Consider the following 22,816-nt stretch of genomic DNA (forward strand, 5'->3'; position numbering starts at 1 on the left):
ATCGCCCGCATCGCCCGCATCGCCCGCATCCGAAGAAAGGACGACACCATGGAGGACTTCCCCGAGATCGCCGACCACGGCATGATCGGCGACCTGCAATCGATCGCCCTCGTCTCGACGGATGGCACGATCGACTGGTTCTGCGCCCCGCGTTTCGACTCGCCGTCGGTCTTCGCGTCTCTGCTCGACCGCGAGCGCGGCGGGTTCTTCCGTATTCGAGCCGTGGGCGAGGGTGTGCGCGTCAAGCAGATGTACTTCCCCGACACCGCGGTGCTGATCACGCGCTTCATGAGCGACGACGGCGTCGGCGAGGTCATCGACTTCATGCCCGTCGCCGACGACCCGACGGTCGCCACCCCGAATCGGGTGATCGCGAGAGGCATCCGTGTCGTGCGTGGCGAGCTGACCTTCCGGATCGAGTGCCGCCCGCGTTTCGACTACGGGCGGCGGGCGCACACCGCGACCGTGACCGGTCACGGCGTGCGCTTCGAGGCGGGCGACCTGCACGCCGCCCTGCACGGGCTGCGACCCGACGCGCTCGACGGCGCCGACGTCGACGAGACGATCACCATGTCCGCGGGCGAGATCCGGCGCTTCGCGTTCGAGACCGAGCCGGCCGGGGCACCGCGCGAGCTCAGCGAGAACGAGGGGTCGGCCCGGTTCGCCGAGACGGTGGCGTTCTGGCGCGCCTGGCTCGCGCGCGGCACCTACCGCGGCCGGTGGCGCGAGGCGGTCGAACGGTCGGCCATGGTCCTGAAGCTGCTGCAGTACGCGCCGACCGGGGCGCTCGTGGCCGCGCCGACCGCGGCCCTGCCCGAGCAGCTCGGCGGCGTCCGCAACTGGGACTACCGGTTCACCTGGATCCGCGACTCGTCGTTCTCGGTGTACTCGCTGCTCGCGCTGGGGTACGTCGGCGAGGCCATCGCCTTCACCCGATGGATGGGCGATCGGGTGCTCGAACAGGCCGGCGACGGCTCGGGACCGTTGAAGATCATGTACCGCATCGACGGTTCCTCCGATCTCGAGGAGCTCACGCTCGACCACTTCGAGGGGTACGCGGGCTCACGTCCGGTGCACGTCGGCAACGGCGCAGCCGACCAGCTCCAGCTCGACATCTACGGTGAGGCCCTGGATGCCATCGCGATCGTCGACCGCGTGGCACCGCTCGGGCACCCCGGCTGGACCCAGCTGCTCGACATCCTCGACTGGCTCGCCGACCACTGGGACCAGCCCGACGAGGGCGTCTGGGAGACGCGCGGTGGCCGCCAAGCGTTCACGTACGGTCGCATCATGTGCTGGGTCGCGTTCGACCGGGCGATCAAGATGGCGCAGGAACGAGGGCGACCCGCACCCCTCGAACGCTGGATGGCCGCCCGGAACGCCATCTACGAGCAGGTGTTCACGCAGTGCTGGAACCCGAAGCGGCGCGCGTTCACGCAGCACCCCGACACCGAGGTCGTCGACGCCATCACGCTGCTCATGCCGCTCGTCGGCATGATCTCGCCGCACGATCCGATGTGGGTGTCGACGCTCGAGGCGATCGGTGAGGAGCTCGTGACCGACAGCCTCGTCTACCGGTACAACCCGTCGGCCTCGCCCGATGGACTGCCCGGCGAGGAGGGCACGTTCTCGCTGTGCACGTTCTTCTACGTCATGGCGCTCACCGACGCCGGCCGCCTCAACGAGGCCGAGTACGCCTTCGAGAAGATGCTGACGTACGGCAACCACGTCGGGCTGTACGCCGAGGAGATCAACCCGAACGGGTTGCAGCTCGGCAACTTCCCGCAGGCGTTCACGCACCTGGCGCTCATCAGAGCCGCCATCGACCTCGACACCGCGCTCGACCGCCGCGCGACGCATCCGGTCACCGCCGACATCGAGCAGTTCGCGCGAGCCGTCCGGCACGCCGCCGAGGCGACCGGTGGCGGCCAGCACGCGGCGGGCGCGTGAGCCGGAGCAGCCGGCTCAGCGCGGGCAGCCGGCTCAGCGCGACGGCGGCTCGGGCTCGCGGGCCTCGCCGACCGGGTGGTCGGGCACCTGAGCGCCCTGCGCCTCGAGCGCGCGGATGAGGGTGGCCGAGTCGTAGGGGCCGACGTGGCGGCGCGAGCCGATGAAGAACGTCGGCGTGGAGTGCAGGTCCATCATCTCGGCGTCGAGCTGGTCGTCCTCGACCCGGCGGACGACCTTGGGCGAGTGCAGGTCCTCGACGAATCGCTCGACGTCGAGACCCAGATCGCGTGCGTACTCGACGAGGTCGTCGGTCTGCAGCTCGCGCTGATTGGCGAAGAGCACGTGCCCCATCTCGAAGTACTTGCCCTGCCGGCCGGCGGCCTCGGCCGCCTGCGCGGCCTCCTTGGCGTGCGGATGCACCGACTCGAGCGGCAGATGCCGCCAGACGTAGCGGATGTCGTCGCCGAAGTGGGCGCGGACCGCGTCGATCGAGCCCGTGGCCCGGCTGCAGAACGGGCACTCGTAGTCGCCGTACTCGACGATCGTGTACGGCGCGTCCGGCCGGCCGCGCACGTGGTCGCGCTCGAGGTCGACGGGTCGGGCGAGCACGGCGCCGACCGCCACGGGCGGCGACAGCCGGTCGGCGACCACGAAGATGACCCAGCCGAGCGCGAACGCGATGACGGATGCCCCGAGCACGCCCACTCTCGCGAGGTCCTGCTGCTCGGGGTCGGGCAGGGCGATCGTCACGATGAACAGCGAGATGGTGAACCCGATGCCGGACAGCGCCGCACCGCCGGCGATGCGGGGCATCCCGAGACCCGGCGCGAGCCGCCCCTTGCCCATCGCCCGGATGAGCGCGGTCGCCCCGGCGATGCCGATGAACTTGCCCACCACGAGGCCCGCGACGACGCCCCAGGTGAGGGGCGAGCCCAACGCGGCGCCGAGCGTCTCGGGGTCGAGGTGGACGCCCGCGTTCGCGAGTGCGAAGAGCGGCAGGACCAGGAACGAGATGTACGGACCCCATGCGGCCTGCAGCCGGTCGTTGATCGACAGCGACTCGCGCAGACTCCGCGCGACCGCGGACGCGTACTTGGTGTTGGGCGATTCTCGGAACGCCTGGGTGAGCTCGGCGGTGCGTTCGACGTCGGTGCGTCTCGGCGGGAAGACGGGGATGAGCAGGGCGACCGCGACGCCCGCGAGCGTCGGGTGGATGCCGGCCTGGGCCACGGCGATCCAGAGCGCGATGCCGAGCACGGCGTACGCGATGCCCCGGCCGGCTCGGAGGAAACGGACGAGCGCGAGCGCGACCATGAGCACGGCGGCGATGACGAGCGGCAGCGGGTCGATGCCCGAGTTGTAGAAGACGCCGATCGCGAGCAGCGCGCCGACGTCGTCGACGACCGCGAGGGTGAGCAGGAATGTGCGCAGGCGCGCGGGGAACTTGGGTCCGATGATCGCGAGCGCACCGAGCAGGAACGCCGTGTCGGTCGAGATGACGACGCCCCAGGCCTGCGCCTCGCCGGTCGAGAACGTGAAGGCGACGAAGATCAGCGCCGGCACGATGAGCCCCGCGATCGCCGCGACGACCGGGACGATCGCGCGTGAACGATCGGTGAGGTCGCCGATCGTGAACTCCCGTTTGACCTCGAGCCCGACGACGAAGAAGAACAGCGTCATGATCGCGTCGTTCACGACCTGATGCAGCGACGCGCTCAGCTGGAGGTCGCCGAGCCCGATCTCGAGGTGCAGCTCCCAGAACGCCTCGTACGTCCAGCCCCACGGCGAGTTCGCCCACAGGATCGCGAGCAGCGTGAAGATGAGCAGCAGCGCCGCGGCCGGGCGATCACCGGATCCGAGGTGCTTCGCCTTGCGTACGCTGCGCTCGTGCGTCGTGGCGGAGGGGGCGCTCACGGATCACAGCTTAGGGGCCCTCAGGTTTCCGTTGGGTGACGAGTTTCAGCCTTCGAGGAGCAGGGACGAGACCAGCTCGTCGCGTCGCGAACGGATGTCTTCGGCGGCCCGCGTGCTGCCGTCGATCTCGCCCGGAAGCGAATCGGGGATCGACACCGCGGTCCAGACGGCGCCCGGGCCGAGTTGCGAACGGCACTGCGAGATCACCCCGTCGAAGACGACCGGGAATGAGACGTCGTCGAACTTGCCGGTGCGCGCGAGGACCGCCGCGTAGTCCACGACGGCGAGCGCGACCTCGTCGGTCGTCTCCAGCCGGTTTCCCTGGAACAACAAGATGTGCATGGATGCCTCCGCTTCGATGCTGCTCCGCGCTGCCGCGCTGCCGCGCGCGACCGCGGCGATGGACTGCCCAGCGAAGCCGAGGTGGCGTTCCGGTCAGACCTTGCGGATGCTCAACGCCTGCCAGCCCTCGGGTACCTGGGCGCGCGCCGCTTCGGTGGCGGTCGCCTCGTCGACGCCGTCGGCCTCGATGACCCGCACCTCGTGGGTGCTCGGATTCGTCGCAATGATCGTGACGAGCATGCGATGAGCGTAGGCGCCGCCACCGACGGCGGCCACCCACCGTCACGTGCACACGTCACACGACGACGCGAGCGGACCGAGGGCCCATGGCACGAACTCGTGACAGGGCGAGAGCCGGTCGTAGAGGGCTGATGACCGGCTCCCTGGGGGGTCCTGAACGTTTCTCTACGGCAGTGGCTCCTCTCCTCGATGGCTGGTGCGCCACCGTAGGCACCTCACCGCGGCGGATCCTAAGGGGTTGACAGGTCGCCGACGAGAAGTCAGCTGCTCGTCGCGGTCACTTCTCCAGGAAGGCGATGAGCGCCCGGTTCCACTCGTCGGGGTGGCTCACGTTCACCCCGTGCGGCGCGCCCGGGATCACGACGAGCTCGCTGCCCGGGATCGCCGCGTGCGTGCGCGCACCCGACCCCTCGACCGGGACGATCTCATCGCTGCCTCCGTGCAGCACGAGCGTCGGCACCGAGACGTTGGCCAGATCGCCGCGGAAGTCGGTCGTGCCGAACGCGGCCTGACAGGCCAGCGCCGCCGCTTTGCTGGCCTGCCTGCAGAGTCTGAGCGCGTCCTGTCGTTGCGCCTCGGTGACCTCGAGCACGCCGTCGACCGAGAAGAAGGCCGTCGTGAACCCGTCGTAGAAGGCCTCCTCGTCGCCCGTGAGCTGCGCGGCCATCTTCGCCGCCTCGGACGGGTCGAGGGGTCCGTCGGGGTTGTCCTCGGTGTGCAGCAGATAGGGCGGCACCGCCGACGCGAACACGGCGCTGCGGATGCGCTCGGGCCCGTATTTCGTGAAGGTCCTGGCCACCTCGCCGCCACCCATCGAGAACCCGACGAGGGTGACGTCGTCGAGGTCGAGCTCGGTCAGGAGGGTGTGCAGGTCCTCGGTGAGGGCGTCGTAGCTGTAGCCGGTGAGCGGCTTGTCGCTGCGACCGAACCCGCGTCGGTCGTACGTGATGACCCGGTAGCCGGCGGCCTCGAGGGCCGGCACCTGCGCGGCGAACGCCTCGCCCGACATCGGCCAGCCGTGGATCAGGACCACCGGGCGACCCGGGCCGCCCGTGTCGTCGACGTGCAGGTTCGTGTCCTTGAACAGCCCGTGGTGAGCGGTGATCTCGGTCATGTGCGTCCCATCTCGTGTGCGGTTCGACGTGTTCGTCGTGTTCGTCGTGTTCGACGGTACGCGGCCGATCCGCCGGCGCCACCGGGTTGCATTGCCAGGGGGTGCGGCGTGTACGCGGGACGACCATCGTGCGCAAGTCTGCTGCGGCGGCGTGCGGCCGAGCGGATGATGTGCGCGTGAACGTCTTCCTAGTCATCGCACTGCTGCTCGTGGTCGGCGGAGCCGCCGCCGCGGGGACGGTCTGGGTGCTCGAGCGGGCTCGCCGGATCGAGCCGGGGCGCGGAGACAAGGTCGAGCTGATCGGCATCGCGTGCGCGATCGCGGGGCTGCCGCTGCTCGCGGTCTCGCTCATCTATGCATTCGCGTGAGGCCGCTGAGCACGGCGGACCGGCGCTTGCCCGCCGAGGCGCTGCGCCCGCGGGCTCGCCGGGGCATACTTGCTCTGACGGCGGATGGTCCGCCGGGGGTGGACGCGGAGGGGTTCGGATGGCGTTCCGCAGCCTGCACACGCTCGAGACGTGGCTCGAGGAGTTCGGCACGCTGGGCTACCCGATCGGCGCTGAGATCAAGGTCATGCAGCAGGACGGCGCGAGCGGTGCGAACACCGGCCTCGTCGGGGTGACCCTGACCAGTGCCTCGACCGACACCTACATCCAGCCCGAGGCGGTCGGATCGTCGAGGTGGGTCGTCACGTTCGAGCCGCGCGACAGCGCCGTGGTGCTCGACCCGGCCGGCCTGCTGCACCTGTCATCCGAGCTCGCGACCATCTCCGCCCTGTGCGCCTTCCTGCAGGCCAAGTCGGCCGAGTTCGCCGGCGAAGACCTGGTCTGACCCCCGCGCGAGCGCGGCCGTCAGCCCTGCCCGGCGGAAGCATGAGCCGCGCCGGTGGTCGTCGTGGTGAGCGCGGACAGCGCCGACGCGAAGTCGGCCATCGCACGCGGGTCGCCGGCGTCGATCGCGGCGCTGAAGTCCCGATCGAATCGGGTGAGCGCGGACCACGGCTCGCCGGTGAGGTCGACGGCCACCGAGAGGCGGTTGACCCGGCGGTCCTGGGCATCGACCTCGCGCCGGACCGCCCCGCGTTCGGCGAGCCGGTCGACGAGGGTCGTCACTCCGGCCGAGGTGATGCCGAGGTAGTCCCGGAGCATGCTGGGCCTCGTGCCCGGATGATCGGCGATGAAGAGCAGCGCCCTCGCGTCGAGCTCACCGATCTGGAGCTCTTTACGAGCGGTGATGAGCGCGGCGGTCCTCGCCTGCATGTACTGCTGCAGAGCGGCCGCCAGCCCGGGTTCGGAGGATGCGTCGGCGCTCATGGAGACATCCTCTCGCGTTGACCGGGGCCGGGGCGAGCCTACCTCAGAAATTTAGCTAATTTCGCGAATTGTTAGAATTTTTAGCTAATCAGGCGTACCGTTGTCGGGGAGGGGACACCGAGCACCGACGATTCCGCTCACCGACCGCCGCGCTCACGCGTGGTTTCCCGCGAAGGAGTCACCATGGGAACGCTCTATTACGGCACCGGCTCGCACCCGGTCGAGATCGACGACCGACTGCTCGCGTATCTCAAGGTCGTGATCGCCGTGAAGCTGCGCCGCAACGAAGCCTTCACCCTGACCTGGAAGCACGGACCGGAGGCGGCGCCCGGTCGTTCGATGATCTGGCTCCAGCCCTCCATCCCCCTGCGCTTCGTCTTCGACGGCGAAGCCGCCGATCCGCTCAGCCGCGCCTACCTGGACGCCCTCGTCCAGCAGGCGAACTCCACGTCAGGGGTCACGGTCGACCTCGGCGATCCCGGAGCGGTGCCGGTCGCGCCCGCGAGACCCGCGCCGGTGCGCGAGCTGTCCGACGTGGCCTGAGCGCCACGCCGCGCCGCCGACCGCTCACCGCACGTCAACCGTCCGTTCACCGACGACCCCCGAGCCGGTCACCGCCGCCCGATTGCCTTGCCGAGACCCCCGTTCGCGCGTGTTCCCGCGCGCCTCATCTCGCAAGGAGTCTCGTGCATTCCCATGCCCTCTTCCGGCGCCGGACCGGCGCCGCGGCGCTCGCCGCGGCCGTCATCGCCGGCCTGATCGCCCTCCCGGCGCCGGCGTCCGCGGCCGATGAGGCCGATGCATCCGCCGCGGCCTCGAACCGGACCCTCGTCGACACCGCGTCGACCGACTGGCGCTACCACGACGCGCCCGCCGACCCCGCCGGCGACGGCCCGATCTACGCCTGGGCGGCCGCCGGCTACGACGACACGTCGTGGAAGCAGGCCAAGGGATCCTTCGGCGCGATCCGCGGCGCGCACGCACAGGTCGGCGGCAACGACGTCAACACGCTGCTCACGCAGTACAAGCCGGGCACCTCGACCAACGTCGAGACCTTCTTCTTCCGCACCGACGTCGCGATCACCGCCGACGAGATCGAGGCGGCCGAGGGCCTCGAGGCGACCGTCCGGTTCGACGACGCCCTCGCGGTGTTCGTCAACGGCGAGCGAGTCGTCGGATACGTCGACGAGCGCTTCGACGAGGCCCAGGGCAACATGCAGTACGTGGGCGACGGCGGCGGCTCGCCGATCGTGCGGTCGTTCACGATCGACCCCGCACTGCTGATCGAGGGCCACAACACGATCGCGGTCGCGCTCTACCAGGACCGCGCCTCGAGCTCGGACATCTACTTCGACTTCGAGGAGCTCGAGCTCGTCACGGGCGAGGGCTCCGGCGGGCCCGCGCCGCAGGACCCGGCGCGCGTCATCTCGACCGAGGCCACCGACTGGCGCTACCAGGACACGGGCGCCGACCCGGCCGGCACCGGCGAGCTCTTCTCGTGGACCGGCGCCGACTACGACGACTCGTCGTGGCCGACGGCCAAGGCCTCCTTCGGCGCGCTCCGCGGCGCGAAGGACCCGGTGAGCGGCAACGCCGTCAACACCCTGCTCACCCAGTACAAGCCGGGCACCTCGACGAACATCGAGACGTTCTTCTTCCGCACCGACATCGAGCTCACCGAGCAGCAGGTCGAAGACGGCATCCGGCTGCGCGGCACGGTGCGCTACGACGACGCCCTCGGCGTCTGGGTGAACGGCGAGAAGGTCGCCGGATTCCTCGACGACGACTTCGACCCCACCCTCGGCAACCTGCAGTACCTCGGCGCGAGCAACGGCTCGCCCGTCGTGAGCAGCCTCACGATCGACAACGAGGTGCTGCAGGCCGGCGAGAACACGGTCGCCGTCGCGCTGTACCAGGACCGCGCCTCGAGCTCGGACATCTTCTTCGACTTCGAGCAGCTCGACGTGATCCCGCCGCTCGACCCGAACGCCCCGATCACCGTGAGCGACGTCATCCTGAACGTCGGCGCGACCGAGGCCGAGCGCAATGTCGCCTGGTACGCGAGCCTTCCGGGCGCCGCGCGCGTCGAGATCGCGCCCGCCGCCGCCATGGCCGGCGACACCTTCCCCACGGACGGTGTGACCGCGTTCGAGTCGACGAGCGGCGAAGCCGCCGACGGCCAGTTCTGGCACCACGCCACCATCCCCGCACTCGCCGAGGACTCGGCGTACGTCTACCGCGTCGGCAACGAGCGGGGCTGGTCGCCCGTGTACGGCTTCGAGACCGCGGCCTTCGACGGCGACTTCGACTTCCTGTACGTCGGCGACGCCCAGATCGGGGCATCGGGCAACGCGACGCGCGACGCCGAGGGCTGGCTGGCCACGACCGAGCTCGCGAGCGAGATGTTCCCGGCCTCCGAGTTCCTGCTCTCGGGCGGCGACCAGGTCGAGCACGCGGGCGACGAGGACCAGTACACCGGATTCCTCGCACCCGAGCTTGTCCGTGAGATCCCCGTCGCGACGGTGAACGGCAACCACGACGTGGGCAGCACGGCGTACAACACGCACTTCAACATGCCGAACCTCGACCTGACCTACGGCGCTCCTGGATCGGCGAGCCAGTCCGGCGGCAACCACTGGTTCATCTACAAGGACGTGCTCGTCATCACGCTGAACTCGAACAACCGCGACAACGCGCGGCACGCCGAGTACGTGGAGAAGATCGTCGCCGAGCAGGGCGCGAACGCGACGTGGCGCGTCGTGACGTTCCACCACTCGATCTACAGCGTCGCGAACCACTCGCTCAGCGCCGACATCGTCGAGCGCCGCGAGCAGCTCTCGCCCGTGTTCACGGCCAACGACATCGACCTGGTGCTCATGGGCCACGACCACGTGTACACGCGCAGCTACCTCATGGACGGCCGCACCCCGGTGCAGGAGGTCGACACGAACGCCGAGCTCCACCCTCAGGCGGGCCAGGTGCTGTACCTGACGGGCAACTCCTCGAGCGGCAGCAAGTACTACAGCATCCGCGACACGGTCGACTTCGGCTACGACGCGGTCGCGCTGCAGGAGCGCGTGCCGAGCTTCATGAACATCGAGGTGACCGACGACGCGCTCACGGCGACGACCTACCGCACCACCGACCGCGGGGTCGTCGACCGCGTCGTGCTCCACCAGGTGGTCGAGCCCGACACTACGGCGCCGGTGCTGACCGTGCCCGAGACGACCGAGCTGACCGTCGGCGACGCGTTCGACGCGATGGCCGGCGTCTCGGCGATCGACGCCGTCGACGGCGACCTCACCGCCGGCATCACCGTGACGGGCACGGTCGACACGTCGGTCGCGGGCGTCACGACGCTCACCTACTCGGTGACGGATGCCTCGGGCAACACCGCGACCGCGACGCGCGTCGTGACCGTGGTCGAAGCATCCGTCGAGCCCGAGCCGGAGCCCGAGCCGGAGCCGCAGCCCGAGCCGGAGCCCGCGCCGATCGTGCCGGTGCCCGGCGACGCCCTGCCGGCGGAGCTGAAGACGCTCGAGGCGCTCGACGTGGATCGTGCCTCCGGCACGATCTCGGTGCGGGCCGGGGAGCAGTTCGTCGGCGAGCCGCTGACGTTCTTCGTCTACTCGGAGCCGCGGCAGCTCGCGACCGTGACGCCGGCGGCGGGCGGCGTGGTCACGATCGCGCTCCCGGCCGACCTCGCGGCCGGCACCCACCGCCTCGCGGCCTACACGGCCGACGGCCAGGTGACGCAGTGGCTCGAGTTCGCGTGGCCCGCAGCCGCGGGGACCGACCCCGGGGCCGGGGCAGGCACCGGAACCGGTGCGGACACCGGCGGCAACGGCGGCAACGCCGGTTCGGGGCTGGCCGACACCGGGTTCGACGCACCGGTGCTCCCGGCGCTCGCCGCCCTGCTCACCCTGCTGCTCGGCGCGGCCCTCATGATCCGCCGCCGCGCAGCACGCGCCTAGCGGTCACCTCCCATGGACGGCCCGGGCGGAGCGCACGCTCCCCCGGGCCGTCGGCGTTCGCCACGTCGGCCGGCCCGTCATGCTGGTGTGATGACCGACGCAGCCGACTCGCGCACGCCCAACGCCCCGATCGACGAGACGGACGGCCTCCGGCTGTGGAATGAGTACCGGGCCGCGCGGCCCGATCGGGCGGTCGACCCGGAGCCGCCGTCGATCGAGCGGTTCGGCGACCATGCGGAGCTGACCGACGAGCTGCTCGGGCTCGTGCTCGACGGCACCAAGACCGCCACGGCGTCGCTGGTCGCCGAGTTCGCACTCGAGGGTCAGCCGCTCCCCCGCATCGGGAGCCACTGGATCGCGTGCGATTCCGCCGGCCAGCCGCGGGTCGTGCTGCGAAGCACCGAGCTGCGTATCGGCCCGTTCACGAGCGTCGACGAGCGCTTCGCATACGACGAGGGCGAGGACGACCGCACGCTCGCCTCCTGGCGCGAAGGCCACCGACGCTATTGGACCCGAGTGGGCGACGCGCTCGGCTTCGAGTGGACCGAACGCCACGACATCGTCTTCGAACGCTTCGAGGTCGCCTGGCGCGCCGATTCCAGCACCCGGTGATGTCGTCCCGCCGGTAGGTGCCGATGCGATACACGGCGTGCGCGGGTACTCGCGGATACCGCCCGTGCACCGTGGTCGCGAAGGCGATCCACCGATGTCGGTGGGTACGTGGATACTGGTGCGCATGACGAACTCACCGCTCGACCGGCTGCACGCCGAGGTGGCTGAGCTCGCCGCCGAATGGGCGGCGGCGCTGCCCGCGTTCGGTGCGGCGTCCGCGGGTGGTGCGGGTGATGCGGGTGATGCGGGCGCAGCACGCAGAGCGGATGCCCCCGGCGCAGCCGGCGGGGCCGGCGCGGCCGGCAGGGTGGATGGCGGTCGGGCGGCTGGTGGTGTGCGCGGCGTCGACGTCGGCGCGGGTGGAAGTGGTGGGGGTCTGGGGTTCGAGGAGCTGAGTGGTCCGGGGCTGGTACGGGTGATCGAGCGGGCGGCGCAGGTCAAACGGATCGTGGACGCGTTCCTCGCCCATGCCAGCGCCGAGGTCGTGCGGCGGTCGGTGCCGGAGCTCGGTGCGGGCGGTTTGGCGAAACAGCACGGGCATGCCAGCCCGGTCCGGTTGATCGAGGCCGCGACCGGCGGTGCGGCTGGTGAAGCGGCCCGGCTGGTCGCGGTCGGTGAAGCGATCCAGGAACGGGAGTCGTTCACCGGGACGGTGCCGGCGAAGTTCCCGCACGTGCGCGCCGCGCTCGATACCGGGCGGTTGAGTGTGGATGCGGCGAACCTGATCACCGGGATGCTCCGCAGGGTCGAACTCCGCGCCGACCCCGACCGGGTGGGGTCGTACGAGCAGCGACTGGTCGAGATCGCGGCCGGGCAGCCATTGTCGCTCGTGCGACGCGCGGTCACCACCGCGCACGCCCAACTCGACACCGACAGCCTCGGCCCCGCCGATGAACGGTTGCACGCTGAGCGGTCGCTGACGTTCCGGGAAGACCCCGACGGCGTGTTCCACCTGCGGGGCCGGCTCGACCCGATCACCGCCGCACCGATCAAGGCCGCACTCGACGCGATGGTCAGCGACGCCCTCCGCCAACGCGGCTCCGGCCACACCACCACCATCACCGACGCCGGAATCGGCACCGGCACCGCGGTGGCTGCGGGTGGTGCCGGTGGTGCGGCTGCGACCGGTGGCGCAAGTGCTGCAGGTGGTGCGGCGGCCTCGGTCACACGCGCGAGTGCGACCGCGTTCGGTTCCGCCACGACCACTGGCACGGGCGCTGAGGCTGGGGCTGGGGCTGGCGTCGTTGCGGGGGCTGGGGCTGCGGCGAGGGCTGGGGCCGGAGCCGGAGCCGGGGCTGGGAGCGATACCGGGTCCGAGGGTGTGGGGCCGGTGGTTGAGGATCGGCGGTCGATCCCGCAGATCCGGGCCGACGCGCTCGCCGAACTCGCGAGGCACGCCCTGGGCTGCACCACCGCACCCGGATCCGTGCCCACCACCACGATCGTGGTCCGCATGAACCTCGACAACCTCCAAGACGAACTCGGTGTGGCCGAGATCGACGGCGTGGATCGGCCCATCGCGGCGAGCACGGTACGCAAGCTCGCCGCCGACGCCGAACTCATCCCCGCTGTCCTCGGCAGCGACAGCGTCCCGCTGGACCTCGGGCGCGGCACCCGACTGTTCAGCCGACACCAGCGGATGGCGTTGATGGAACGCGACGGCGGCTGCGCATCCTGCGGAGCGAACATCACCTACGCCCACGCCCACCACATCCGATGGTGGAGTCGGAGCGGCGCGACCGACCTGGCCAACGGAGTCATGCTCTGCTCGAACTGCCACCACCAGATCCACGACCACGGCTGGCAAGTCCGCATCGACAGGACAGACCGCCGCGGCCAGGTGTGGTTCATCCCACCCCCACACCTCGACCCCAACCAAACCCCACGACTCGGCGGCACAGCCCGCTTCAACCCACAACCCGAGCCAGAACCAGAACCCAGGCCCGCAACCGTCTTCCCGCGCCGCGACCGGAAGACAGGCTCGGAGACAAGAGTCGGACGCAGGCTCCCACGGCGCGGGCCACCGAGGCAGCAACACCAACACCAACACCAAGAGGAAGCAGACGCGCTTCAGGCGAGGGAGCCGAGCCAGATGCCGAGGAGGGCGAGTACGGTGCAGGCGACGAGGTTGCCCAGACCGTAGCCGAGGGCGGCGCCGTAGCGGCGTTCCTGAGCGAGGCGGACCGTCTCGACGCTCGCGGTGCTGAACGTCGTGTAGCCGCCCAGCAGGCCGACACCGACGATCGCGGTCACCTCCGGCGCGAGCCATCCGTTGCCCGCGATACCCGTCAGCAGACCGAGCGCGAACGATCCCGTGAGATTGATGAGCGCCGTGGCGACCGGGAACGCGCGCCGGCTCGACCCGGTGACGATGCCGCCGAGCACGAACCGCAGGGCGGCACCGACACCGCCCGCCGCCGCGACGGCGAGGAACAGCCAGGGCGTCACGCCGCCGCTCCCCGTCGGCGACCGATGACCCCGCCGGCGGCGATGCCGGCGACGCTCGCGACAGCCCCGAGCAGCACGGTGCCGAACGCATACGCCATCGCCCACCACGGCAGCCCGGCGGACGTCAGCTCGGCAGTCGCCGTCGCGAGTGCACTGTAGGTCGTGAACCCGCCGAGCACGCCCGTGCCGACGAACAGCCGCGCGCCGAGCCGTCGCCCGGTGTCCGGTCCCGAGCGCGCCAGCGTCTCGAGCAGCACTCCGAGCACGAAGGCGCCGACGACGTTGACGCCGAACGTGGCCACCGGGAACGCCTCGACCTCGGGCATGAGCAGCGTGACCCCGGCGCGCAGCGCGGTGCCGACCGTGCCACCGAACGCGACCAGGCCGACGTAGCGCCACTGCCGGTGCGCAGGTCGCGGGTCGCGCTCGGGCACGCGCCCCGTCCCATCGACCTGTGCCATCCGGTTAGCCTGTCACACCCGGAACCGTGGACCGAGGGCCGCACGAGCGCCGCTGAATCACGCGAACGGTCGCAGATGGTGAGTGTTGCCCCAGCGGACCCGCCATCTGCGATGGTGCGCTGGCGTGGGCAGCGCGAGCTGGGGATGGACGGATGCCCCGGTATCGCGCGCGCCGAGCAAGCCGACTGCGCGGAACACGTCGAAGCTCGCGACGGGCTCCCCCCTCTGGGTGCTGATCCAGCCCGGGTGGCCGCCGGCGTCGAGCCTGGCGAAGAGGTCCTCGAAGTCCACCCGTGCGCTACTCGACCGAGTGGCGCTACTCGACCGAGGGGCGCTACTCGATCGGCAGCGCCGCGCGGGGCACGTAGCGCATGGCGACGATGCCGTCGCCGAGGTCGTCGCGGCCCGCGGGCTCGAGGTCGAGCGGGGTCGTCAGACCCTCGAGCAGGTATGGGCCGCGGCCGGCGACGCGCGGGTGCACCACGAACTCGTACTCGTCGATCAAGCCGAGCTCGGCGAGCGCGGTCGGGAGGGCCACACCTCCGACGTAGAGCTCGTCGCCCGGCAGCTCCTTGAGCCGCCGCACGGCCTCACCGAGGTCGCCGCTGATGAGCTCGGCGTTCCAGTCGACCTGTTCGAGCGTGCTCGACACGACGTACTTCTTCGCCCCGTCGATCGTGCTCGCGAACGGCCGGGTCCAATCGGGCATGGCCTCGGACACCGGTGGCCGCCACGCCTCCTCCATCATCCGGTAGGTCACGCGCCCCAGGATCAGTGCATCGGCACGCGCCAGCGTGGCCGTCGCGTGCCGGTGCACGGCCTCGTTCCCGGTGCTCGCGCGATGATCCACGCAGCCGTCGAGCATGACGTTGATCGTGTACCTGAGCCGCCGCATGCCCGCAGCGTATCGCCGGACCGGGTCGGCGAACAGTCCCGGTCGACTCGGCGGGGCCTGGCGTGCGAGGCGCGCCCTCGCCAGACTGGTCGCGTGGCCGCACGCCCGACCCCCTGGGTACTGCACGTCGACCTCGACCAGTTCATCGCCGCGGTCGAGGTGCTTCGGCGCCCCGAGCTCGCGGGGAAGCCGGTGATCGTCGGCGGGCGCGGCGATCCGACCGAGCGCGCGGTCGTGTCGACCGCGTCGTACGAGGCGCGAGAGTTCGGCGTCGGGTCGGGCATGCCGCTGCGGATCGCCGCCCGCAAGGTGCCCGACGCGGTGATCCTGCCCGTCGACCACGACGCCTACACCGAGGCATCCGGCCGGGTGATGGCGACGCTGCGCGCCCAGCCGGGCGCGACCGTACAGGTGCTCGGCTGGGACGAGGCGTTCGTCGGGGTCGCGACCGACGACCCCGAACGCGACGCCCGGGCGCTCCAGCGCGACGTGCTCGAGCGGACCCGGCTGCACTGCAGCGTCGGCATCGGCGACACGCTCGTGCGGGCCAAGGTCGCGACCGGGTTCGGCAAACCGCGAGGCGTGTTCCGGCTCACGCGCGAGAACTGGCTCGACGTCATGGGCGAGCGTCCGACGATCGCGCTGTGGGGCGTCGGCGCGAAGGTGTCGAAGCGGCTCGCCGCGCTCGGCATCCGCACGGTCGCCGAGCTCGCGGCCGCGCCCGACGACGAGCTCGTCACGGAATTCGGTCCCCGCATGGGACCCTGGTATGCCGAGCTCGGACGCGGCGACGGAGCATCCGTCGTCGATGACACGCCCTGGGTGGCTCGCGGCCACAGCCGCGAGACGACCTACCAGCAGGATCTCACCGAGCCCGCGCAGGTCGAGTCGGCGCTGCGGCTGCTCGCCGAGGCGGTGCTGGCGGATGTCTCGGCCGAAGGCCGCCCCGTCGTCGGCCTCAACCTCAAGGTGCGGTACGCGCCGTTCATCACGAAGACGTTCAGCCGGAAGGTGCCGGCGACCTCGGACGGCGACGACGTCCTCGCCTGGTTCCTCGGCCTGGCGGCCGACCGCATCGAGCCGGGCCGCCCGATCCGCCTGCTCGGACTGAGAGCCGAGATGGCCATGCCCGACACCGGCGACGACGCAAGCCCCTGACGCCGTGGCCGAGGCGGCCTACGCTGACCGACGACCGCGGAGCAGCGAGCTGCGAGGAGGAGCGACATGACCGACACTTCAGACCGCGACGAACGGGACTTCGCCGACGACGACGCCGAACAGGCGCGCCTGCGCGCCGAGCATGACCGCGAGCTCGGCGTCGATCCGTTCTTCGAGGGCGCGGACATCACCGAGAGCGACGGCCCCGATCTCGAAGCGGGCGATGACCTCGACACGGGCGGCGGCCACCGCACGCCGCGCTGAGCACGCCGCGCTGAGCGGGCTCGGGTAGCGTCGGGCGCGTGGACGACGCGCTGCACCACCCGATCGTGGTCGACTTCCCGCTGCGCGGCGAGGGGTGGATGGCCGTCACGACGCCCGCGCACCGGGTGCCGAGTCACGGCACCGATCAGCTCGGGCAGCGGTACGCGTTCGACTTCGTGCGCGTCGACGACCGGCCGGGCGTGCACGTGCATCCGGCGAGCGCGTGGCGCACGGAGACGATCGGTGGCCGCACGCGCGAGTGCTACGCGTGGGGGCAACCCGTCCATGCGCCGTTCGACGCCGAAGTGGTCACGGCGTCTGATGGGATGGCCGAACGCGAGTGGGTCAATCCCGCGCGCGAGCTTTTCCGCGCGATGCGCACTGCCGCGACGTTCACGCCCGAGAAGCTGCCGGATGTCCTCGGCAACCACGTGGTGCTCAGGGCGACGGATGTCTCCGCGACGCGCGGCGGCGACCGCTCGGCCGGTGACGTGTTCGCGGGGTTCGCGCACCTCGCACCCGGCACCGTCGCCGTGACGGCCGGGCAGCGGCTGCGCGCTGGAGATCTGCTCGGACGCGTCGGCCACACCGGCAACTCGACGTCGCCGCACCTGCACTTCCAGCTCATGGACTCGGCCGACGTGCTCAACGCGAACGGTCTGCCCTGCGCGTTTCGCGGCTACGAGGTCGCGCGCGGCGGCGCGTGGCATCCGGTCGTCGACGGCGTGCCCGGGCGTCGCGAGCGGATCCGCTCGACCGGGCCCGCGAGCGGTCGCGCGTCACAATCGCCCCGCTGACCCCGTCTCCATTGGTACGGCGGCGGTGCCCGGCGCCGCCGCGTTGGAGGTCGAAAAGTGGGTCGGAACTCGCCCCTGCACGCCTTCCATCCCACTCGTCGGCTCGCATCACACTTTCGTGAGCGGTGGTGGGGGTGCGCAGCCGGGAGGGTGGCTGGGTGGTGGCGGAGCTGCCGCCTCCATCGAAAGTCGGGTCCTGCGGCCCACGCCCGGCCGGCGGCGCGGGCCGGGCGGTCGGCCGTGACAGAGTTGGGGGCGACCCCCAAAGAGAGTGAGTGCCAATGGAAACGCTGCGTGACGTCGTCGTCCTGCTCCACATCGTCGGATTCGCGATCACGTTCGGAGCGTGGGTCACCGAGGCGGCGACCCGGCGGTTCCGCACCAACCGCCTCATGGATCTCGGCCTCCTCATCTCCCTCGTCACGGGTCTCGCGCTCGCGGCACCGTGGCCGGCCGGCATCGAGCTCGACTACGCCAAGATCGGCGTGAAGTTCGCGATCCTGATCGCGCTCGGGGCGCTGATCGGCATCGGGAACGCGCGCCAGCGCAAGACGGGTGAGCGCGCGCCGACGGGCATCTTCTGGGCGATCGGCATCCTCTCGCTGGCGAACGCCGGCATCGCCGTCATCTGGTAGCGGCGGCGCCCGGTAGCCGCGGCGCCCGGTAGCCGCGGCGCCCGGTCGCGGCGTCGGCGGCTCGCGCCGTCATCTGGTGGTGACCGGGAGCAGGCGGCGAGAGGATGGGGGGATGACGCCCCAGCGCGAGTTGACCGAGCTCCTCGGTGTGACGCACCCCGTGGTCCTCGGGCCGTTCGGCGGTGCCTCGTCGGTGCCGCTGACCGCGGCCGTGAGCGAGCTCGGCGGTCTGGGGTCGTTCGGCCTCTACGGGTACGACGGCGACCGGATCCGCGAGGTCGGCGCGGCGCTCCGGGAGGCGACGGCCCGGCCGTTCGCCCTGAACCTGTGGCTGCCCATGCCCGAGCCCGCCCGTGATGGCGCGGCGGGGTTCGCGGAGGCGGCTGAGGCGGCGCGCCCCTTGTTCGAGGCGGTCGGGGCCGAGGTCCCCGCACGGCCGCCGGCTGAGCTGCTGCCGTCGTTCGAAGAGCAGTGGGAGGCGGTCGTGGCGGTGCGGCCGGCGGTCGCGAGCTTCATCTTCGGGGTGCCGCCGGCGCACGTGATCCGGGAGTGCCGCGACGCCGGCATCCGGGTGATCGGGTCGGCGACCACGCCGGCCGAGGCTCGCGCGCTGGCCGAGGCGGGTGTGGATGCGATCGTGGCCGCCGGGTTCGAGGCCGCGGGCCACCGGCCGTCGTTCCTCCACGAGGCCGAACGCTCGCTCGTCGGGACCTTCTCGCTCGTCCCGCAGGTGGTCGATGCGGTGGACGTGCCCGTGATCGCGACGGGTGGCATCGCGGACCGGCGCGGCGTGGCCGCGGCGGTCGCGCTGGGCGCGGCCGGCGTCCAGGCCGGCACCGCGTTCCTGCGCACCACGGAGTCGGCGATCGGCGACGCGTACCGGGCGGCGATCGCGGGCACCCCGCCGGATGCGACGGTGCTGACGCGCGCGATGAGCGGACGTCTCGCCCGCGGTGCTCGCAATGCGGCCGTCGCCCACCTCGAGGCGGCGGCCGCGATCGCCCCGTTCCCACTCCAGAACTGGCTGACCGGGCGATTCCGCACGCCCGCTGGGAAGGCAGGACGCGCCGACCTGCAATCGGTCTGGATGGGCCAGTCCGCCGCGCTCGCGGTGCACGATCGCGCCGCCGACGTGTTCGCCGAGCTCGTCGCCGGCCTTCCGGCCTGACCCAGCCCCCGCCGGTCGAGTAGCGCGCGAGGAACGAGCACGCGTATCGAGACCCCCCGCGAGGTGCGTTCGGGGCGAGCACCCGCCCTATCCGGAGACCTATATCCTCTTGGTGATGACCGTGTCGCGCCGAAGCCTGCTCGCGGTCATCGCGGTGGGTGCGGTGGGCGCCCTGGCCGCCTGCGAGACATCCGCCCCTCGAGCCGCGCCCGCGGACACTCCCGGCCCGATCCGTACCCGCCCCCGCCCCTCGGCTCCCGCACCGCCCACCCCCGTGGCAGCCGGAGCGCATCCCGCTCCGGCGCACCCCCAGCCCGACCCGGCCGCGGTCGCCGCGCACCACGCCGGCGCACGCCCGACGGCCTGGGGCACGGCGCTGCACGGCGTCCGTCCTTCGCTGCACGTCCCGTTCGAGGCCGACGGGCGCGCCCGGGTGGCGTGGACCTTCGACGCGTGCGGCGGGTCGGGCGGGGACGGCGTCGACCACGCGCTCCTCGACGGCCTCCGCGCGGCCGCGATCCCCGCGACGCTCTTCCTCAACGCGCGGTGGATCGACCGCCATCCGGGGCTCACGGCCGAGCTCGCCGCGGATCCGCTGTTCGCGCTCGCCAATCACGGCACCCGGCATCTGCCGCTGTCGGTGGACGGCGCGGAGGCCTACGGCATCCGAGGCACGGGCAGCGTCGAGGAGGCCGTCGGCGAGGTCTGGGGCAATCACGAGCTGCTCACCGAGGTGACCGGTGCGTCGCCCCGCTACTTCAGGTCGGGCACGGCGCACTACGACGATGTGGCCGTGCAGCTCGTCCACGATCTCGGCGAGCTTCCGATCGGCTTCACCGTCAACGGCGACGGCGGAGCCACCTATGATGCGGCCACGGTGCACGCCGAGCTGCTGCGGGCGAACCCGGGCGACATCGTCATCGCGCACATGAACCAGCCGCAGAGCGGCACCGCGCAGGGCGCGGTCTCGGCGGCGGCGGTCCTCAGGGATCGCGGCGTCGCGCTCGTGCATCTCGACCTGTAGCGCGAGGTCGGTCGCGGCGCGGTCAGGTCAGATTCCGGATGCCTCGGCGGACCGCTTCGCGGCAGCTGCGCGGCCCGGGTATGGCGAGACCCGGCGGCCCGCCTGCGTGAGCCCAGGTCGACATCACGCGGACCGGCTGCCGGACTCGGTTCGCGACGGGTGCTACTTCGCCACGGCCCCCGCTGAGGCATCCGTCTCGGCTGAGGCATCCGTCTCCGTCGATGCATCCGTCTCGGCCGAGGCATCCGTCGCCGTCGACCCGACCCGGCGCGGGTCGTGCGACCGCGCGACCCGGCGCCAGACCAGACCGCCGACGAGGATCACGACGATCCAGGAGAGCACGCCGGCGAGGCCGGCGAGCGGCTCGCTGCCCGTCAGGGCGGACACGAGCGGCGAGGTGCCGTCCCAGAGGCCGTGCAGCACGGCGACGCCGACGTAGGTGCCGATGACGCCGAAGGTGAGCCGGTACCGGCCGGTCTTCGACGCCGCGAAGAAGATGGCGGCGCCGAGCAGCGAGCTCCAGAGCACATGCCCGACCGGCTCGAACACGGCGCGCTGGATCGCGACCCAGCCGGCGGTGAACACGGGGTGCTCGCCGCCGTAGTTGCCGGCGATGTAGCCGATGGTCTCGAGCACCGAGAAGCCGACGCCGACCGCGCCGCCGACGAAGAGCCCGTTCCGCAGGGTCTTCGCGACGCGCCAGCCGAGGACGACCACGATCACGCCCTTCGAGAACTCCTCGACGAAGCCCGCGCCGAGCAGCGAGACCACGCCGTCGGGGCTGTCGCCCGGGTGCGGCTGCGGGATGAGAGCGACGAGGCTGTCGAGCGTGCCGCCCAGCGCGACCGCGAGGAACCCGCCGAACACGGCGATCACGATCAGGCGGCTCGGCCGGAGCGAGTCGCTCGGCAGGAGGCGGTGCGCCATCGCCCAGAGCACGGTCGCGGGCACGACGGCCGCGCCGAGCACGATCCAGACGTAGATGAGCACGCCGTTGTGGAGGAGGTGCAGCGGCACGAGGCCGATGTAGGCCCAGAGCGCGATGCCGCCGAGCAGCACCCAGAGGGTGCGGCTGCCGCGGTGCGAGATCTTCGCGGGCTTGGCGTGCCCGTGGCGCTTCGAGTGCCCGTGGTGCTCGGCGTGCGCCGAGTGCTTCGACTGCGCGGCGTCCGCAGTCGCATCGGCGGACTTCGTCGCCTCGGATGACGCGCTGACCATCGGTGTGTGCTCCCCGTTCGTGTGGATAAATCAGCTGACGATGGCAGGTCGCCCGCAACGACTCCTAATCACACGTATGGAAATACTCACCCCGCCGGCGGGCCGAATCCGTCGCGTGACGGATGCCTCGCCCGCCGGGCCCACGTAGCGTCGGCCCCGACGAGGAAGGAGCTCGAAATGTCCACGAACACCGACGCCCCCGCGCAGATCGCCGTCTGGCTCTTCGTCAGCGCGACCTTCGCCTTCGCCGCGACCTCGCTCTACCCGGAGGCGCCGATGTGGCTTCGCACCGCGTTCACGATTCTCGGGTTCGTTCTCGTGATCCTCGGCGGCGTGCGGCTCGGCCGCGAGCTGGGCGCGCGCCGGCGCCCGGCCGCGCCGACCCGCGGAGACGGCGACGCGGCCGACGGCTGACGGCTCACGGCTGCCGGCTGACGCAGCCGGCGCTCGGCTACTCGCCCGGCCGCCCGATGCTCAGCCAGCCGCCCGCGCCGCCCTGGCTGCGACCGCCCTGGCTGCGACCGCCGCCCGTGCCGGCGGCACCTCCGGCTTCCCCACGACGCATGGCCTCGATCTGCCGGTCGATGTCCGCCTGGGCCGAGACCGCGGCGAGCTGCCGCTCGATGTCCGCATCGGGGGCCGCCGTCAGGTCGGTCAGGGCGCCGCTCGCGAGGAGCTCGTCGGTCGCCGCGGCACGCGCCTGCATCTGCGCGACACGATCGCGGGCGCGATCGAGGCTCGAGCCGACGTCCTGGATCGAGGAGCTGAGCCCCGAGACCGCCTCGTTGGCCCGCACCTGCGCCTCGGACGCGGTGTAGGTGGCCTTGATGGTCTCCTTCTCGATCCGGAAGGCCGCGACCTGGTCGGTCAGACGCCGCTCCCGATCCTGCAGTTGCGCGGTCTGACGATCGAGCGCGGCGAACTGCTGCTGCAGGGTGGCGACCTGCCCCTCTATCATCGCGCGTCGTTCGAGCGCCGCGCGCGCCAGATCCTCGCGCCCCTGGGCCAGCGCTTCGGCCGCCTGCGTACCGAGACGCGGGTAGCGGGCGCCCATCTCCTCACCCTGCAGCTCGATGCGCTTCTTGGCGGTCGCGACCTCCGCGACCGCCTGGCGCACCTGCTGCAGCAGCTTGACCTGCTGGTCGTAACTGTCATCGAGGGTTTCGCGCGGGTCTTCGAGATGGTCGAGCGCCTTCGAGGTCTTGGCTCGGAAGATCGTCCGCATCCTCGACGCGTTGCCGTTGCTCATGGTCGGTTCCCCTTCTGTCGGGCTCTCGCACGGTGGGCGC

25 protein-coding genes are annotated in these 22,816 nt (G+C 71.6%); 14 read left to right on the top strand and 11 right to left on the bottom strand.

The window, feature by feature from the left end; all coding sequences use genetic code 11:
* Nucleotides 1–48: 48 nt before the first annotated feature.
* Nucleotides 49–1,950, top strand: coding sequence for a glycoside hydrolase family 15 protein (locus RH864_RS05015; RefSeq protein ID WP_310516427.1), 1,902 nt, complete (start codon nt 49–51; stop codon nt 1,948–1,950).
* A 33-nt stretch (nt 1,951–1,983) separates the two neighbouring features.
* On the opposite strand, the gene nhaA is transcribed toward RH864_RS05015, so the two are convergent.
* The 4 genes from nhaA to RH864_RS05035 all read right to left on the bottom strand — a co-directional run bounded on the left by nhaA (nt 1,984) and on the right by RH864_RS05035 (nt 5,560).
* Entirely contained in the window at nt 1,984–3,864 is a 1,881-nt protein-coding gene (gene nhaA / locus RH864_RS05020) for a Na+/H+ antiporter NhaA (protein ID WP_310516428.1), read from the bottom strand.
* A gap of 45 nt (nt 3,865–3,909) precedes the next feature.
* Nucleotides 3,910–4,206: a hypothetical protein gene (locus RH864_RS05025; RefSeq protein WP_310516429.1), complete on the bottom strand. Its 297-nt coding sequence runs from the start codon at nt 4,204–4,206 to the stop codon at nt 3,910–3,912.
* A 93-nt stretch (nt 4,207–4,299) separates the two neighbouring features.
* Nucleotides 4,300–4,446, bottom strand: coding sequence for a hypothetical protein (locus tag RH864_RS05030; RefSeq protein ID WP_310516430.1), 147 nt, complete (start codon nt 4,444–4,446; stop codon nt 4,300–4,302).
* 277 nt (nt 4,447–4,723) lie between these two features.
* Nucleotides 4,724–5,560, bottom strand: coding sequence for an alpha/beta fold hydrolase (locus RH864_RS05035; RefSeq protein WP_310516431.1), 837 nt, complete (start codon nt 5,558–5,560; stop codon nt 4,724–4,726).
* 176 nt (nt 5,561–5,736) lie between these two features.
* Here RH864_RS05035 and RH864_RS05040 point away from each other — a divergent pair, with 176 nt between their 5' ends.
* Nucleotides 5,737–5,928, top strand: coding sequence for a hypothetical protein (locus RH864_RS05040; RefSeq protein ID WP_310516432.1), 192 nt, complete (start codon nt 5,737–5,739; stop codon nt 5,926–5,928).
* Between the two features lie 118 nt (nt 5,929–6,046).
* Nucleotides 6,047–6,391, top strand: coding sequence for a hypothetical protein (locus RH864_RS05045; RefSeq protein ID WP_310516433.1), 345 nt, complete (start codon nt 6,047–6,049; stop codon nt 6,389–6,391).
* Nucleotides 6,392–6,411: 20 nt separating this feature from the next.
* Here RH864_RS05045 and RH864_RS05050 read toward each other — a convergent pair whose 3' ends face one another.
* Nucleotides 6,412–6,873 (bottom strand): MarR family winged helix-turn-helix transcriptional regulator, encoded by a 462-nt coding sequence (locus tag RH864_RS05050; protein ID WP_310516434.1) that lies wholly within the window; start codon nt 6,871–6,873, stop codon nt 6,412–6,414.
* Between the two features lie 183 nt (nt 6,874–7,056).
* On the opposite strand from RH864_RS05050, the gene RH864_RS05055 reads away from it, so the two are divergent.
* The 4 genes from RH864_RS05055 (at nt 7,057) to RH864_RS05070 (ending at nt 13,602) form a co-directional block, all read left to right on the top strand.
* Nucleotides 7,057–7,416, top strand: a complete 360-nt coding sequence (locus RH864_RS05055; RefSeq protein ID WP_310516435.1) for a DUF7882 family protein — start codon at nt 7,057–7,059, stop codon at nt 7,414–7,416.
* 143 nt (nt 7,417–7,559) lie between these two features.
* Complete coding sequence (locus tag RH864_RS05060) at nt 7,560–10,847, top strand: immunoglobulin-like domain-containing protein (protein WP_310516436.1); 3,288 nt, start codon at nt 7,560–7,562, stop codon at nt 10,845–10,847.
* 90 nt (nt 10,848–10,937) lie between these two features.
* Nucleotides 10,938–11,459, top strand: coding sequence for an ASCH domain-containing protein (locus RH864_RS05065; RefSeq protein WP_310516437.1), 522 nt, complete (start codon nt 10,938–10,940; stop codon nt 11,457–11,459).
* Nucleotides 11,460–11,496: 37 nt separating this feature from the next.
* Entirely contained in the window at nt 11,497–13,602 is a 2,106-nt protein-coding gene (locus RH864_RS05070; RefSeq protein WP_310516438.1) for an HNH endonuclease, read from the top strand.
* Here the strand turns inward: RH864_RS05070 and crcB are convergent.
* From crcB to RH864_RS05090, 4 genes are read right to left on the bottom strand one after another with little or no spacing between them, the layout of a single operon-like run.
* Complete coding sequence (crcB, locus tag RH864_RS05075; protein ID WP_310516439.1) at nt 13,530–13,907, bottom strand: fluoride efflux transporter CrcB; 378 nt, start codon at nt 13,905–13,907, stop codon at nt 13,530–13,532. The genes RH864_RS05070 and crcB overlap by 73 nt on opposite strands.
* Nucleotides 13,904–14,368 carry a fluoride efflux transporter FluC gene (locus tag RH864_RS05080; protein ID WP_310516440.1) on the bottom strand — a complete coding sequence of 155 codons (465 nt, stop codon included), beginning with the start codon at nt 14,366–14,368 and terminating at the stop codon, nt 13,904–13,906. The genes crcB and RH864_RS05080 overlap by 4 nt, the downstream gene beginning before the upstream one ends.
* Nucleotides 14,369–14,425: 57 nt before the next feature.
* Nucleotides 14,426–14,659 carry a hypothetical protein gene (locus RH864_RS05085; protein WP_310516441.1) on the bottom strand — a complete coding sequence of 78 codons (234 nt, stop codon included), beginning with the start codon at nt 14,657–14,659 and terminating at the stop codon, nt 14,426–14,428.
* Between the two features lie 43 nt (nt 14,660–14,702).
* Nucleotides 14,703–15,263, bottom strand: coding sequence for a dihydrofolate reductase family protein (locus tag RH864_RS05090; RefSeq protein WP_310516442.1), 561 nt, complete (start codon nt 15,261–15,263; stop codon nt 14,703–14,705).
* A 93-nt stretch (nt 15,264–15,356) separates the two neighbouring features.
* On the opposite strand from RH864_RS05090, the gene RH864_RS05095 reads away from it, so the two are divergent.
* From RH864_RS05095 to RH864_RS05120, 6 genes are all read left to right on the top strand, one after another.
* The gene (locus tag RH864_RS05095; protein WP_310516443.1) at nt 15,357–16,421 is read left to right on the top strand and encodes a DNA polymerase IV; all 1,065 of its coding nucleotides are present in this window, start codon (nt 15,357–15,359) and stop codon (nt 16,419–16,421) included.
* Nucleotides 16,422–16,487: 66 nt separating this feature from the next.
* Nucleotides 16,488–16,685, top strand: coding sequence for a hypothetical protein (locus tag RH864_RS05100; RefSeq protein WP_310516444.1), 198 nt, complete (start codon nt 16,488–16,490; stop codon nt 16,683–16,685).
* 38 nt (nt 16,686–16,723) lie between these two features.
* Entirely contained in the window at nt 16,724–17,482 is a 759-nt protein-coding gene (locus RH864_RS05105; RefSeq protein WP_310516445.1) for a M23 family metallopeptidase, read from the top strand.
* Between the two features lie 281 nt (nt 17,483–17,763).
* Nucleotides 17,764–18,117, top strand: coding sequence for a Fe-S protein (locus RH864_RS05110; protein ID WP_310516446.1), 354 nt, complete (start codon nt 17,764–17,766; stop codon nt 18,115–18,117).
* Nucleotides 18,118–18,229: 112 nt separating this feature from the next.
* Nucleotides 18,230–19,285: an NAD(P)H-dependent flavin oxidoreductase gene (locus RH864_RS05115; protein ID WP_310516447.1), complete on the top strand. Its 1,056-nt coding sequence runs from the start codon at nt 18,230–18,232 to the stop codon at nt 19,283–19,285.
* Between the two features lie 115 nt (nt 19,286–19,400).
* A complete protein-coding gene (locus tag RH864_RS05120; RefSeq protein WP_310516448.1) occupies nt 19,401–20,309 on the top strand; it encodes a polysaccharide deacetylase family protein in 909 nt (302 codons plus the stop codon).
* A gap of 162 nt (nt 20,310–20,471) precedes the next feature.
* Here the strand turns inward: RH864_RS05120 and RH864_RS05125 are convergent, their stop codons facing one another.
* Nucleotides 20,472–21,527, bottom strand: a complete 1,056-nt coding sequence (locus RH864_RS05125) for a PrsW family intramembrane metalloprotease (RefSeq protein WP_310516449.1) — start codon at nt 21,525–21,527, stop codon at nt 20,472–20,474.
* Between the two features lie 177 nt (nt 21,528–21,704).
* Between RH864_RS05125 and RH864_RS05130 the strand changes: the two genes are divergently transcribed.
* Complete coding sequence (locus RH864_RS05130; protein WP_310516450.1) at nt 21,705–21,941, top strand: hypothetical protein; 237 nt, start codon at nt 21,705–21,707, stop codon at nt 21,939–21,941.
* 37 nt (nt 21,942–21,978) lie between these two features.
* Here RH864_RS05130 and RH864_RS05135 read toward each other — a convergent pair whose 3' ends face one another.
* Nucleotides 21,979–22,776, bottom strand: coding sequence for a PspA/IM30 family protein (locus tag RH864_RS05135; RefSeq protein WP_310516451.1), 798 nt, complete (start codon nt 22,774–22,776; stop codon nt 21,979–21,981).
* Between the last annotated feature and the right edge of the window lie 40 nt (nt 22,777–22,816).

The sequence above is a fragment of the Agromyces aerolatus genome (assembly GCF_031432255.1).
Classification (GTDB): Bacteria; Actinomycetota; Actinomycetes; order Actinomycetales; family Microbacteriaceae; genus Agromyces.

Bases quoted from the DNA above. Each gene is read 5' to 3' on its own strand.
- RH864_RS05015 (WP_310516427.1), top strand. From the start codon at position 49: ATGGAGGACTTCCCCGAGATCGCCGACCACGGCATGATCGGCGACCTG.
- RH864_RS05025 (WP_310516429.1), bottom strand. From the start codon at position 4,206: ATGCACATCTTGTTGTTCCAGGGAAACCGGCTGGAGACGACCGACGAG.
- RH864_RS05030 (WP_310516430.1), bottom strand. From the start codon at position 4,446: ATGCTCGTCACGATCATTGCGACGAATCCGAGCACCCACGAGGTGCGG.
- RH864_RS05035 (WP_310516431.1), bottom strand. From the start codon at position 5,560: ATGACCGAGATCACCGCTCACCACGGGCTGTTCAAGGACACGAACCTG.
- RH864_RS05045 (WP_310516433.1), top strand. From the start codon at position 6,047: ATGGCGTTCCGCAGCCTGCACACGCTCGAGACGTGGCTCGAGGAGTTC.
- RH864_RS05050 (WP_310516434.1), bottom strand. From the start codon at position 6,873: ATGAGCGCCGACGCATCCTCCGAACCCGGGCTGGCGGCCGCTCTGCAG.
- RH864_RS05055 (WP_310516435.1), top strand. From the start codon at position 7,057: ATGGGAACGCTCTATTACGGCACCGGCTCGCACCCGGTCGAGATCGAC.
- RH864_RS05065 (WP_310516437.1), top strand. From the start codon at position 10,938: ATGACCGACGCAGCCGACTCGCGCACGCCCAACGCCCCGATCGACGAG.
- RH864_RS05080 (WP_310516440.1), bottom strand. From the start codon at position 14,368: ATGGCACAGGTCGATGGGACGGGGCGCGTGCCCGAGCGCGACCCGCGA.
- RH864_RS05090 (WP_310516442.1), bottom strand. From the start codon at position 15,263: ATGCGGCGGCTCAGGTACACGATCAACGTCATGCTCGACGGCTGCGTG.
- RH864_RS05100 (WP_310516444.1), top strand. From the start codon at position 16,488: ATGACCGACACTTCAGACCGCGACGAACGGGACTTCGCCGACGACGAC.
- RH864_RS05110 (WP_310516446.1), top strand. From the start codon at position 17,764: ATGGAAACGCTGCGTGACGTCGTCGTCCTGCTCCACATCGTCGGATTC.
- RH864_RS05115 (WP_310516447.1), top strand. From the start codon at position 18,230: ATGACGCCCCAGCGCGAGTTGACCGAGCTCCTCGGTGTGACGCACCCC.
- RH864_RS05120 (WP_310516448.1), top strand. From the start codon at position 19,401: ATGACCGTGTCGCGCCGAAGCCTGCTCGCGGTCATCGCGGTGGGTGCG.
- RH864_RS05125 (WP_310516449.1), bottom strand. From the start codon at position 21,527: ATGGTCAGCGCGTCATCCGAGGCGACGAAGTCCGCCGATGCGACTGCG.
- RH864_RS05130 (WP_310516450.1), top strand. From the start codon at position 21,705: ATGTCCACGAACACCGACGCCCCCGCGCAGATCGCCGTCTGGCTCTTC.
- RH864_RS05135 (WP_310516451.1), bottom strand. From the start codon at position 22,776: ATGAGCAACGGCAACGCGTCGAGGATGCGGACGATCTTCCGAGCCAAG.